Annotated in this window: 10 protein-coding genes; 9 read left to right on the forward strand and 1 reads right to left on the reverse strand. The window is 66.6% G+C overall.

Translation table 11 applies throughout. The features are described from left to right. Positions 1-83: 83 nt before the first annotated feature. On the forward strand, positions 84-1,445 hold the full coding sequence (locus ACFYWS_RS25595) for a right-handed parallel beta-helix repeat-containing protein (RefSeq protein WP_389280436.1): 1,362 nt from the start codon (positions 84-86) through the stop codon (positions 1,443-1,445). Positions 1,446-1,498: 53 nt separating this feature from the next. Here the strand turns inward: ACFYWS_RS25595 and ACFYWS_RS25600 are convergent, their stop codons facing one another. Beyond that, positions 1,499-2,500: a LacI family DNA-binding transcriptional regulator gene (locus ACFYWS_RS25600; RefSeq protein WP_389280437.1), complete on the reverse strand. Its 1,002-nt coding sequence runs from the start codon at positions 2,498-2,500 to the stop codon at positions 1,499-1,501. Between the two features lie 261 nt (positions 2,501-2,761). Between ACFYWS_RS25600 and ACFYWS_RS25605 the strand changes: the two genes are divergently transcribed. From ACFYWS_RS25605 to ACFYWS_RS25640, 8 genes are all read left to right on the forward strand, one after another. Beyond that, on the forward strand, positions 2,762-4,069 hold the full coding sequence (locus ACFYWS_RS25605; RefSeq protein ID WP_389280438.1) for an ABC transporter substrate-binding protein: 1,308 nt from the start codon (positions 2,762-2,764) through the stop codon (positions 4,067-4,069). 57 nt (positions 4,070-4,126) lie between these two features. Further along, entirely contained in the window at positions 4,127-5,101 is a 975-nt protein-coding gene (locus tag ACFYWS_RS25610) for a carbohydrate ABC transporter permease (protein WP_389280439.1), read from the forward strand. Beyond that, entirely contained in the window at positions 5,098-5,991 is an 894-nt protein-coding gene (locus ACFYWS_RS25615; protein WP_389280440.1) for a carbohydrate ABC transporter permease, read from the forward strand. Before ACFYWS_RS25610 ends, ACFYWS_RS25615 begins: the two co-directional genes overlap by 4 nt. Positions 5,992-5,993: 2 nt before the next feature. Beyond that, positions 5,994-6,590, forward strand: coding sequence for a hypothetical protein (locus ACFYWS_RS25620; protein WP_389280441.1), 597 nt, complete (start codon positions 5,994-5,996; stop codon positions 6,588-6,590). Continuing rightward, positions 6,587-7,702, forward strand: a complete 1,116-nt coding sequence (locus ACFYWS_RS25625) for a Gfo/Idh/MocA family protein (RefSeq protein ID WP_389280442.1) — start codon at positions 6,587-6,589, stop codon at positions 7,700-7,702. Before ACFYWS_RS25620 ends, ACFYWS_RS25625 begins: the two co-directional genes overlap by 4 nt. A gap of 155 nt (positions 7,703-7,857) precedes the next feature. Further along, complete coding sequence (locus tag ACFYWS_RS25630) at positions 7,858-9,855, forward strand: polysaccharide lyase family protein (RefSeq protein ID WP_389280443.1); 1,998 nt, start codon at positions 7,858-7,860, stop codon at positions 9,853-9,855. Between the two features lie 64 nt (positions 9,856-9,919). Then, positions 9,920-10,990 (forward strand): family 43 glycosylhydrolase, encoded by a 1,071-nt coding sequence (locus ACFYWS_RS25635; RefSeq protein WP_389280444.1) that lies wholly within the window; start codon positions 9,920-9,922, stop codon positions 10,988-10,990. A 275-nt stretch (positions 10,991-11,265) separates the two neighbouring features. Next, a complete protein-coding gene (locus ACFYWS_RS25640; protein WP_389280555.1) occupies positions 11,266-13,512 on the forward strand; it encodes a rhamnogalacturonan lyase in 2,247 nt (748 codons plus the stop codon). Positions 13,513-13,607: the final 95 nt, after the last annotated feature.

Below are 13,607 nucleotides of genomic sequence, written 5' to 3' on the forward strand. Positions count from 1 at the left end.
TGACCGCTGCATCACCCGGGCTTCCCTGCAACTCATCCGTACGACCAACTCATCGGTACGACCGGACGATTCGGAGTGGGCGAATGACAACATCCCATCGCGCGACGCAGGCTCTGCTCAGCACGGCCGCGATCGTGAGCGTCCTCGCGGCCGCCACCAACTCGGCTGCGGCGCAGGGAACAACGACCAATGAACCGCAATCGCAGGCCGCCGCGGTGTACTACGTCGCGCCTGGCGGCAGCGACAGCGCGACCGGCACCAAGGACGCCCCCTGGGCCTCGATCGCCCATGCCCAGAGCATCGCCGAGCCGGGCGACACCGTCTACTTCCGCGGCGGCACGTACACCTACAGCCACGCGAGCACCAGTTGCGCGAGCCAGACCGCCCGGGTCGACGCCGTCACGCTGAACAAGAGCGGCGCCTCGGGCAGTCCGATCCGCTACTGGGCCTATCCCGGAGAGAATCCGGTCTTCGACTTCTCGGACATGACCGACGACTGCCGGATCAAGGGTTTCGACGTCACCGGCAGCTGGATCCACCTCAAGGGCCTGGAAATCGCCGGGGTTCCGCAGAACAACACCCTCAACCACGAGTCCTGGGGCGTCTGGAACTCCGGAAGCAACAACACCTACGAGCACCTCGACATCCACGACATCACGGGACCGGGCCTGTTCCTGCAGGACGGCGGCGACAACCTCGTCCTCAACACGGACTCACACGACAACTACGACGCGAAGAGCTCCAGTGGCGCAGGCACCAACGCCGACGGCTTCGGGGCACACATCCCCGCGGACAATCCCGGCAACGTCTTCCGAGGAAACAGGGCCTGGAACAACTCGGACGACGGGTTCGATCTCATCAGCGCCCGCTCCTCGGTGACCATCGAGTCGTCATGGGCCTGGTCCAGCGGATACGTCCCGGGGACCGACACACGGGCCGGGGACGGCAACGGCTTCAAGGCGGGCGGCTACGGCGGCGAGTACGTCGACTACGGGGTCAAGCACACCGTGCGCCAGTCCGTCGCCTTCAACAACGGGGCAGCGGGCTTCTACGCGAACCACCACCCTGTGGCGAACGACTTCTTCAACAACACCGGATACGACAACCACCCCGACTTCAACATGCTCGGCGTCTCGCCCAGCGGCGAGTCCACCGGTCTGGGAAACCTCCGCAACAACATCGCCTACGGCGGCACCCTGACCTCGAACATGACGGGCACCGACTCCTCGCACAACACGTGGGACCTCGGTACACCGCTGTCCGACGGGCAGTTCCAGAGCACGTCGAGCACCGGGTGGGACGCCCCCCGGCAAGCAGACGGCAGCCTTCCGTCCCTACCGAACCTGCGCCCCACATCGACGGGCGACCTCATTGACGAGGGCACCGACGTCGACCTGCCCTACAAGGGCGAAGCACCCGACCTCGGTGCCTTCGAGGTCCGCTGATCCTGCCGGCTCCCCGATCGATGCCGGCGCCGGCATCGATCGGGGAGCCTCCGTCATGCGGATTCACGCCACAGCGGCTGTGGTGTGACGGTACGGATGATCGAATCGCGCGGCCCGGCATCCGGTGCCTCCAGGAGTGCGTCCACGATGTCTGCCGCGGCTTTCGCCACCGCGAGACGGTCGATGGACAGCGTGGAGAGCGAGGGAGTGGTGACGCTGCCGAGTGAGAGCCCGTCGATACCGACGACGCGCACGTCGTCGGGGATGGACACGCCGAGCGTGTGGGCACCGTGCACGGCCCCCATGGCCATCAGGTCGTTGAACACGAGCACCGCGTCCAGACCCGGGGTGGAGTCCCACAGTCGCTGGAACCCATCGGCGCCGCCTCGCATCGACTCCTCGGCGATGACGATCGCGTCGAGGGAACCGGGTCCCGCGAGCTTCTCGTACGCGCGTCGGCGCTGGGTGGGTTGATACGGATTGGGGTCGCTCGCGGCATCGGACTCGATGAGGCCGAAGCGGGAGGCGCCGCGGTCTCTGAGTTCAGCCAGGAGTGCCTCGATGCCGCGCTCGAAGTCGAGGTCGACCGAGTGAAGTCCGGGCACAGCGGCCGTCCGTTCAAACATCACCACGGGGACCCCCTGCGCAGCGGCGGCAAGGGCTGCCTGGTCAGGGGCGACGAAGTAGCCGAAGATGGCGTCGACCTGACCCGCCAGCGTCGCGATCAGTTCGAGGTCTGTGCCCTGCTCGCGCGAACACACGACGACCTGCCAGCCGCGTGCCGTGGCGACGTCCAGGACCTCCGCGGCCAGTTCGGTGTAGTACGGGTTGCGGAACGACGCGATCACCAGCCCGATCGCATGACTCCGCTGACTCGAGGCGAGGTTGCTGGCGAACCGACTCGGGCGATATCCGAGCGTCTTCGCCGCCTCAAGGACGCGCTCCCGGGTCTTGGGGCTGATCTCCGCCATGTCCTTCATGGCGCGCGTGACCGTCTGCCGGGAGACACCCGCCTCCCGGGCAACGTCCTCGATCGTGATCCGCTGCTTGGCCACTTTCTCTCCCCGCTCGTGGACGACGTTCATTATGCGGGCGCCCGGTTCGATGTCCTAGCGCCACGTATTGACGCCACCGAAGCACCGTCGTAACGTCTCCGCCATCCTACCGTGAACGTTCACGTGAGCGTTCACGGAACTGAGGAACAGGCACACGATGCCGTTGAGCTCCCTCGGTGGACAGGACATGAGCACCACGCACGGTTCCTGGAACCCCCACTCATGGAACCGATCCACCCTCGAATCGACAAAGGGACTCCCATGAGAGGTCGCATCCCCCGTCCGGCCCGCGTGAGCGTGTGGACCGCAGCCGCCGTCGCGTTCACGCTGACCGGGACACTCACCGCATGCTCATCGTCCTCGGACAACGTGGGCAGCGATGCAAAGCAGACGATCCGCTTCGTCTGGTGGGGCAACGAGGACCGCGCCGAAGCCACTGAGAAGGCGGTGGCGCTGTTCGAGAAGAAGCATCCGAACATCAAGGTCAACACCGAATTCAGCGGCTACCCCGCGTACGTTCAGAAGCTGACCACGCAGATCGCCGGCGGAGCCGCGCCCGACCTGCTGCAGCTCGACCGCCCCACCTTCGGCGAGTACCAGCAGAAGCACCAACTGGCCGACCTGTCGACGTACATGGGCAAGTCACTGAAGACCGACAAGATTCCCGCCAACCTGCTCGCAGGCGGCAAGTCCGACAAGGGTCAGTACGCGATGCCCGCCGGCCTCACCACCGAACTCGTCGTCTACGACAAGGAGTTGTTCTCCAAGGCCGGTGTCACCGTGCCGGAGAACGGGTGGACCTGGAAGCAGTTCGAAGCCGACATGGTCAAGGTGAAGAAGAAGACCGGCCGGGCCGGCATGTCCGACTTCGGCTGGTCGGCCGACCTGTTCGAGACATGGCTGCACCAGCGCGGCAAGGCGCTCTACGCCAGCAAGACAAAGCTCGGCTTCACCAAGGACGACCTCGCCGAGTACTGGAACATGCTGGGGTCCCTGCGCCAGAAGAAGGCCGTCACCTCACCCCAGGTCACCACCAAGTCGGACGGCTCGGTCCAGAACTCTCCCCTGGTCGCCAAGGAGTCCGCCTCGGAGACCTCCTACGACTCGGGTGTCACCAGCTACGCCACCACCTACCAGGGCGGCACGATCGGACTCGCCCCGCTCCCGACGGACAGCAAGACCGCGTCCGGCATGCCCGCTCTGCCGCCGGTGTACTACGGGGTCAGTCAGCACTCGTCCCACAAGGATGCCGCCGCCCTCCTGATGAACTTCCTGGTCAACGACCCGGAAGCCGGCAAGGTGTTGGGCACGACCCGCGGCACACCTGCCAACTCCGACAACATGGACGCGATCTGCGCCGACTCCACCGGCCCTGACAAGCAGACATGCGACTTCCAGAAGAAGATGGCCGACCGGCTCATGCCGTCGGACACCTGGTTCTGGCCCAGTGGCAGTGCGGCCCTCAAGTCCGACTTCCAGCGCGTCTTCGACGAAGTGATCTTCGGCAAGACCAGCGTGTCCGAGGGCGCGGCGAAGGTCGTGGAGAACGCCGAGCAGGGTCTGAGCTAGTACGGCCTGTCCCCGCGGCCCACCGTGGCCGCGGGGAGCCGCAGAAAGGATGACGCGATGCCGACCATCGCACAGGCTCGCCCAGCGGGAGAGCAAGCGGAAAAGGTGGGTCCCGAAACCGTGCGAGAGCCGCCCCCACGAGGGCGCTGGAAGCGGACCGGGGCAGCCTATGTATTCCTGTCCCCCTGGGTCATCGGTGCCTCACTGCTGACCATCGGCCCGATGTTGGCCTCGCTCTACCTGGCCTTCACCGACTACGACCTCTTCAACACGCCCAAGTGGGTGGGGCTGCAGAACTTCGAGCGGATGTTCACGGAGGACGACCGCTACTGGAACGCCGTGTGGGTGACGATCAGGTTCGCCTTCATCTCCGTTCCGCTCAAGCTCGCCGTGGCACTCGGTATCGCAATCCTTCTCAACAAGCAGCGCCGCGGCACAGGGTTCTACCGCTCGGCCTTCTACGCCCCCTCGCTGCTGGGCGCGAGTGTCAGCGTGGCGCTGGTATGGCGCTCCCTGTTCGGCGCCAACGGAACCGTCGACAGCGCACTGGGCGTCTTCGGCATCCACGTGGGCAGCATGGTCGACCAGCCGCGGTACGCCTTGCTGACCGTGATCGCCCTGGCCGTCTGGCAGTTCGGCGCCCCGATGGTCATCTTCCTGGCGGGCCTGAAGCAGGTGCCCAAGGACCTGTATGAGGCAGCCGAACTCGACGGTGCCGGCCCCATCCGCCGCTTCTTGTCCGTCACACTCCCGATGATCACACCCGTGGTGCTGTTCAACCTCGTGCTGGAGGTCATCCAGGCATTCCAGTCCTTCACGGGGGCGTTCGTCATCGGCAGCGGCCGCGGAGGTCCCAGCGACTCCACGCTTCTGTACACGCTGTACCTCTACCAACGAGGCTTCACCAACTTCGAGATGGGATACGCCTCGGCCATGGCCTGGGTCCTGCTGCTCACGATCGCCGTCATCACCGTCCTGCTCTTCCGCAGCTCGCGCAGGTGGGTCTTCTACGCCGGGGAGGGCAACCGATGAGCACTCAAGTCGCAACAACGCCCCACCTGGCCGGGAGGGGGAACCGGCCGAAGCACGGCGGTACCGCGCGCAGCGCCATCTGGTACGTGGGTGTCACCGCGCTGGTCGTGGTCCTGATGTACCCCGTGGTGTGGCTGATTTCCAGCTCGTTCAAGCCTGCCGGCGAGGTGCTGACCAACCTCTCCGTACTGCCCGACCACGCGACGACCTCCAACTACAGCGAGGTCTTCGGCGGGGTGGCCGGCTACAGCGTCTGGCAGTACTTCGGCAACTCACTGATCGTCTCCGGCCTGGCGGTGATCGGCAACGTGCTGTCCTGTGCGGTGGCCGGCTACGCCTTCGGCAGGATGCAATTCCGCGGCCGCGGGCCGCTCTTCGCCTTCATGCTCTCCACGATCATGCTGCCGCACCATGTCGTGCTGATCCCGCAGTACATCATCTTCCAGAAGCTGGACATGGTGAACACCTTCTGGCCCCTGGTCCTGCCGAAGTTCTTCGCCACAGAAGCCTTCTTCGTCTTCCTCGTGGTGCAGTTCGTGCGCGGCCTGCCCCGCGAACTCGACGAGAGCGCGACCATCGACGGCTGCGGACCCTTCCGTACCTTCTGGTACGTGATGCTGCCGCTCCTGCGGCCCGCCGTCATCACCACCTCGATCTTCACGTTCATCTGGACCTGGAACGACTTCTTCAGCCAGCTGATCTACCTGAACGACCCCTCGAAGTTCACGCTGCCACTGGCCCTGCAGATGTTCGTCGACCAAAGCAGCAAATCCGCGTTCGGGCCGATGTTCGCGATGTCCGTCCTCGCGCTGATCCCCATCGTCCTCTTCTTCATCGCGTTCCAGCGCTTCCTCGTCGACGGTGTCTCCACGTCGGGCCTGAAGGGATGACCATGCAGACGAACGCTCCGCAGGTCGCCGGCCGCAGTGCGCGCACGGGCCTGATGCGTCATCTGGAACTGCCCGCAGAAGTCCTGCTCATCGGCGTCCTGGTCAGCGTCGCCTCCGTGCCCGTGGTCACCTCGCTTGCCGCTGCGGGCGCCGGCGCCGCCCTCCTGCGCGAGCTGACCGAAACGCAGAAGACCCCCACCGTGCGGCGCTTCTTCACGCTGCTTGCCGGATCCCTGAGGCAGCCGGTGGTCCTGCTTGCCCCCGTGGTCGCGCTGGCGGTGGCGGGCGTGGACATGCTCGCGCTGGCCGCGGGGGTTCCCGGGGGGCGGCCGATCGGCCTTCTGATCGGCCTGGCCCTGATGTTCGTCGTGCTCGTCGGCATCCGCAGCGCCGCGCAATGGCGGCCGGGCAACGCGTGGCGAGCCACGCTGGCCGACGCGGTCGAGTCCGTGCCGCGCGACTTCACCGGCAGCGTGATGCTGGTCGGCGCCCTCGTGGTGCTGGGCATCGTGGCCTTTGAGGTCCCCGCGTTCACCCCGGTCCTGCCCGGTCTGCTCGTCCTGGCCGCGGTCGCCGTGGAAGGGAGAAGGACCAGGTGACCCGGACCGTCGTGCTCGCCGGGACATCGGGCTACGGCAGCACGTACCTGCGTGAGATCACCGAGCTGGAGGCCGAGGGCGCTGTTCGCCTGGTGGGGCTGTGTGACGTGCGGCCCCCCACGGCGACCGCGCACCAGCCCTTCGCGGACCGGCCGTTCGACACCAGCCTCGATCGCCTGCTCACCCTTACTCACCCGGACGTGGCGATCGTGTCCACGCCCATCCACACCCATCTGCCCCTGGGCCGGGCCGCGTTGAACGCCGGCTGCCACTTGATGCTGGAGAAGCCCCCCGCACCGAGTGCCGCGGAATGGCGCGAACTGGCCGCGCTCGCCCGTTCCGCAGGGGTGAGCTGCCAGGTCGGCTTCCAGAGCCTTGGCTCCGGCGCCTACGCGCGGCTCCGTGAGCTGATCGGCGCCGGAACCCTGGGCAGGGTCGAGGGCATCGGCTGCTACGGCGCATGGTCCCGGGATGCCGCCTACTACCGGCGTGCGTCCTGGGCCGGTCGGCGGGAGCTCAGGGGCGTTCCCGTCGCGGACGGCGCGCTGACCAACCCCTTCGCCCATGCCGTGGCCACAGCCCTGGCCCTGGACGCCAGCACTGACTGGGACGACATCACCGCACTCGACACCGAGCTCTTCCGGGTCCGGGACATCGAGACCGATGACACCTCGTGTCTGCGGATGACCAGCCGGCGCGGCACGGTCATCACCGTCGCGGTGACCCTGGCGGCGCAGACTCCGAGCGAACCAGTCATCATCGTCCACGGCAGCCGGCTCCGCGCCGAACTGCACTACACCCGGGACCTTCTGGTCCTGGACGGCCGGCCGAGTCAGCACGACCGCACCTCTCCGCTGCGCAACCTCCTCGCCCACCTCGACGACCCCCGGATCGCGCTGCAGAGCGACATCGCCGCGTGCGGTGCCTTCACCCGCGTGCTGGACACCGTCAACACCACACCTGCTCCTCGGATGGTCGACGAACGGTGGCTCGTGCACGAGGGCGTGGGAGACACAGCCCGTACGTATCTGCCCGGGGTCGAACAGGCCGTCCGCATGTCGGCCGAGCAGTTGGCGACGTTCACGGAACTCGATGAACCGTGGGCGGCCTGACCTCCACCGCCCCACACACCCGATCGCCGAATCGGCAGTACCCCCAGAGCGGCCGTGGCGCCCCGGTCCCTGAGCGGCAGTCGGCCCGACGCACTGCTTCCACCACCCACGCCCAAGTCTCCCAAACACCAACGAAGTTGGAAGGGGAACACCCCATGCCCAGCCCCATCGCCCGACGCGGTGTGCTCGGTCTCATCGGCGCAGCCGCCGGAACAGCGGCCCTCTCGCTCCCTGCGGCTCCCGCATTCGCCGCGAGCACGGAGGGAGCTCCCTCCGACGGCCCCGACGTCACTCTCGTCGACAACGGCACCAGCGTCACGCTGGCCAACGGCATCATCCAGTTCACCGTCATCAAGGCCAGCGCCAAGATCACTGACCTGCGGCTGGTCGCCAGCAGCCATGGGAACGGTGACACCAACTTGCTCTCCGGCAGGAGCGGCAACGGCTATACGACCATCAACTACTCCGGGGCGACCGTCGCCGTCGGGTTGAAGAACGCCACCTACAGAGTCGTTACCGAGTCGGCCGACCGGGTCGAGATCTCCATGCTCGACAACGACCCCTCACTGTTGGGCTTCTACCTGGACATCCGGCTGGTCCTCGAGCGCGGCCGATCAGGCCTGTACAACTACTGGATCATCAAGTATCCCGAGAACATGCCTGACGGTCTCTCGCTCGGGCAGCTGCGCTACGCCTACTCTGCCGATGACCCGGCCTTCCGCTGGTTCGTCGTCGACGACGAGCGCGGAGTCCAACAGCGCCCGACCGCGGAGGAACTGGCGAACGGGACCACTCTTCAGGACTCCGTCTACGCCCTCCCGGACGGGTCCATCTACTCCAAGTACCAGAACAAGACGAACCTCGAAGGGGACAGCCATGTCTTCATGATGTCCAACGGCCGCGTGGGTCTCTCGCTCATCCAGGCCAACAAGGACTGGTTCGGCGGGCCGACCCGGCAGGAGCTGACCACACACGACTACTACAACGGCATGATCCTGCTGTGGCACCCGGTGTCGAGCCACTACGGCATCGACGTCACGCCCCCCAAGGGCTGGGAGAAGGTCTACGGGCCCTCCTATCTGCACGTGGGCGAAGTCGCCGCCGGCAACGAAGAGTCGAACGTCGCCACTCTCTGGGAGGACGCCAAGCAGGCCGCCTCCCAGGAACAGCAGGCCTGGCCCTACCGGTGGATCACCGACCCCACCTACGCCGCCACCACGCGCTCCGACGTCACCGGCAAGCTCGTCATCGCCTCCCACGGCGCAGCCGACAACGGTTGGGCGTTGCTCTACCAGCCCGAGCCCGACCGCGAGTTCCAAAGCGCCACGCTCGACGGCAACGACTGGCAGCACAACGGCAACGGGTACGTCTACTCCGCGAAGATCGGCAAGGACGGCCGGTTCACCATCCCCGCAGTCCGGCCCGGCACCTACACACTTGCGGCCTTCTCCGACGGAGTCCTCGGCGAGTACCGCCGCCCCGGTATCAAGGTGGCGTCCGCCGCGAACGTCAACACAGGCACTCACGTGTGGGCCCCGGTCAGCCACGGCAGAACCCTCTGGCAGATCGGCACCCCCGATCGTTCCGCCCAGGAGTTCCACATCTCCGGCGGCAAGCACGGCTACCGGGACACCTTGACGTGGCTGGAGTACCCGTACGACTTCCCCGAGGGGGTCGACTTCAAAGTCGGCACCGACAACCCGGCCACCGACTGGAACTACTTCCATCCCGCCCTCAAGACCCCGGGCACGCCCACCCAGCTGGCATGGCGCGGCACCACGGCCGACACCAGCATCGAGACCTGGAAGATCCGCTTCGACTCCAACGGCTACCGCCGCGGCACCGGATACCTCGACATCTGTCTGGCAGGCGCGGTGTTCGGCACCCTCGCCGTCGCCCTCAACGGCACCGAGATCGCTTCCTTCGATCCCGCCCCCGGCGTCAATCGCGACGCCTGCAGCTACCGGCTCGCCGTCCGCGCCATGTACCGGCAGCTGAAGACCATCGCCTTCCCTGCCGGCCTCATCCACCGCGGCGAGAACATCCTCACCCTCGCACCCGCCGCCCCGCCGAAGGCACCGACGTCCGACAACTGGATGGAGGCCATGGCCGGCGTCATGTACGACACCATCCGCCTCCAGGTGCACAGCTGAACGTAGACGGCATTGCACACCCAAGCGGAAAGCCGCTTGTGATCAACTCAATGAAAGAGCACGCATGTACGACTCCATCCGTCCGGGCCAGACCTGGCTGGACACCAACGGCAACCCCATCCAGGCACACGCCGGTTCGCTGCTCTACGAGGACGGCACGTACTACTGGTACGGGGAGAACAAGGAGCACAGCAAACCGGGCACTGGAATCTGGACATGGGGGATCCGCTGTTACTCGTCGACCGATCTCTACAACTGGACGGACCTCGGGCTCATCATCCCCCCGGTTCTCGACGATCCGGCATCGCCGCTGCACCCCTCGCAGTTGATCGACCGCCCGCACATCATCCGCAACCCGCGCACCGGTCAGTACGTCTGCTGGCTCAAGATCATGGGGACGGGCGAGGAACAGCTGTGCACCGTCCTCACCGCTGACGCACTCCAGGGCCCCTACAAGATCGTCCGCACTGGGTTCAGCCCCCTGGGGATGTTCGCCGGTGACTTCGACCTCGTCGTCGACCCGGTCGACGGCAAGGGCTACTACTACTTCGAGCGGGTCCACAGCGAGCTCATCTGCGCCGACCTCACCGACGACTACACGGACGTCACCGGCTACTACTCGACGCATTTCCCCCTCCGCCACCCTCCTTTGGTGCGCGAGGCTCCCGCCTACTTCCGGCGCAACGGCAAGCACTACCTGGTCACCTCAGGCACCACGTGGTACTACCCGAACCCCTCGGAGGTGGCCGTGGCAGACACCTACCACGGGCCCTACACCGTGATCGGAAATCCCCACCCCGCTGCTGCGACCCGCACGTCCTTCCGCTCCCAGATCAGCTCGGTCTTCAAGCACCCGACCCAACCCGACCTCTACATAGCCATCGCCGACCGGTGGCTCCCCCGACTGTCGGAAGAGGAGTCGGATCAGAGCGAGAGCTTCCACGAGTACTACTCCGCCAAAGAAGCCGGCCAGGTCAGCACGCCCATGCCGCTGCCGGAGGCGGACACGTCAGGGTCGGACTACGTATGGCTCCCCATCCGCTTCGACGGGGAGACACCGGTAATCGAATGGCACGACGAGTGGCGGATCGACGACGTCCACGCTCCAGCCGGCCAGAGCGTACTCATCGGATGACGAACTCCGTCCGCTACCTCGACCACCGGCAGCGGCTGGGGAGGTGTGCGTACCCGCTGCGTATTCGGCGACCCCGATTTGGTGTCGCCGACCTGAGTGTTCCGCAATGACAAGCCTTGAGTACGTCTCGATCGCACCGACGAGAGGTAACCACCGTGGACAGCATTGACAGCAAAAACACCCGAAGCCGGAGCAGGAGCAGGAGCAGGAGAGGACGATGGCGGGGCCTGGCCTGTGCATTGGCCGGCACGCTGGTGGTGACCGCATTGTCCGCAGTGCCCGCCGTGGGCAAGGAAGCGTCCCGCGGCGAGGACGGACGCAGCGGGGCGCAGTTGGAGGAGCTCGACCGCGGACTTGTCGCCGTTCCGACCGGCGAGGGGGTCTTCCTGAGCTGGCGGCTGCTCGGTTCCGAAGTGACCGGCCACACCAAGACAGGGATGGAAGGCGCCGACTTCCGTGTCTACCGGGACGGCAAGCGCGTCGCGACGGTCACGGACAGCACCAACTACCTGGACAAGAAGGCCTCGCCGGACAGCGAGTACCAGGTGGCGGCGGTCGAGGACGGCAGAGAGACCGGCCGCAGCAAGCCCGTCTCACCGTGGGCCAAGGGCTACGACGAATTCCCCCTGCGCAAGCCCGCGGACGGTGTCACACCGGCCGGGGAAAAGTACTCCTACCTGGCCACCGACATGAGTGTCGGAGACATGGACGGCGACGGGTCGTACGAGTACGTCCTGAAGTGGGAACCGTCCAACGCCAAGGACGTCTCTCAGGTCGGCTACACCGGAAGCACCTACATCGACACCTATAAGGCAGACGGCACTCTGCTGCACCGCATCGACCTCGGTGTCAACATCCGCTCCGGCGCGCACTACACGCAGTTCCCCGTCTACGACTTCGACGGCGACGGCCGCGCCGAGCTGATGATGAAGACCGCACCCGGGACCTCGATCACCCGATACGACGCGGACGGAAACGTCACGAGCCGTCGGTACGTCACGATGCCGCGCGCCGACGTCCGTGCCGGCTACTCCCATCAGGACGACTACCGGCTCAGCGCCGAGGAGTACCAGGACCACCTGGTCGAGATGTTCCAGAACTGGCGCGAGCAGCCCGAGGTCGCCGCCGGGAACTGGCCGGCAACCATCGAGAAAGCACTGGGAGCCGACGACGAACTGTCGTACGACTACCCCCTCTCCCGGGCCGACGCCGAGAAGCTCGCGGACTACTTCATCGATGTCTACGCTCCCGCCCGTTCGAGCCGCAACAAGCTGCGGAACTTCGAGGGCTTCATCCTGGACGGCCCGGAGTACCTCACCGTCTTCAACGGTGCCACCGGCGCCGAAATGGACACCGCACGCTATCCCGTCCCTCGCGGCGACGACGGGCTGACGTGGGGCGACTACGCCATGAGCAGCATCGAGCCCGGCAACCGCGTCGACCGTTTCCTGTCAGGCGTCGCCTACCTCGACGGCCGGCACCCCTCCGCTGTATTCGCCCGCGGCTACTACACACGCGCCACGCTCGCCACGTACCGCTGGGACGGCAGGAAGCTGCGCAAGCAGTGGCTTGTGGACAGCGGGCACGCCCCCATGTCGAACCCGTTCAACGACCACCCGCACGGCGTCGAGGGCACCGACCCGAAGTACGGCCGACTGACCACCCAGGGGTTCCACTCGCTCAGCGCGGCGGACGTGGACGGCGACGGCCGCCAGGAGATCGTCTACGGTTCGGCCACCATCGACGACGACGGCGACCTGCTCTACAGCTCCTACGGAAAGCTGCCAGAGGGCAGCAAGGCGCCCGGAAAACTCGCCAAACTGGGGCACGGCGACGCCATGCACGTCACCGACCTGGACCCGCGACGCCCGGGCCTGGAGATCTTCACCGTGCACGAGGACGCCGCCGCACCCTACGGCTACGCGATGCGGGACGCCGCGACGGGCGAGGTGTTGTGGGGCGGCTACGCCGGCTTCGACGTCGGCCGCGGCATGGTGGGCGACATCGACCCGAAGTCGCCCGGCTACGAGGCCTGGCCAGGCACACCGACCAACGGCTCCGGGCTCGGACTGTGGGCTGCGAACGGGAAGCGCCTCGGCGACACCGGGCCCGGCACCAACCACAACATCAAGTGGGCCGGCGACATGACGACCCAGATCATCCAGGGCGGCGCCCGCAACAACACGTACACCGTGCCGACCATCGTGGACGGGCAGGGCACTACCGTGCTGGCTGCCGACGGCGCGACAACCGTCAACGGCAAGCACCCGTCCCTGGTGGCCGACGTACTCGGCGACTGGCGCGAGGAGATGGTGCTGACGACCCGCGACAGCACCGCGATGCGGGTCTACACCAACACCGAGCTGACCGACCACAAGCTCTACACCCTCATGCACGATCCGCAGTACCGGGTCGAGGTGGCACGCCAGCAGACCACCTACAACCAGCCCTCCTACACCGGCTTCTACCTCGCCTCCGACATGGATTGGGCGCAGGTCCCGATCCCCGGGCGACGGCGCTGACCTGAAGCGGCCGGCGGGCGGAAGCTGCCCGCCGGCCCCACCGGCCGCAGAGCCTGTTCGAGGCGATCACCGACAGTAGAGACAGCAGAGACAGG

This window comes from Streptomyces sp. NPDC002795 (assembly GCF_042888725.1).
Classification (GTDB): domain Bacteria; phylum Actinomycetota; class Actinomycetes; order Streptomycetales; family Streptomycetaceae; genus Streptomyces.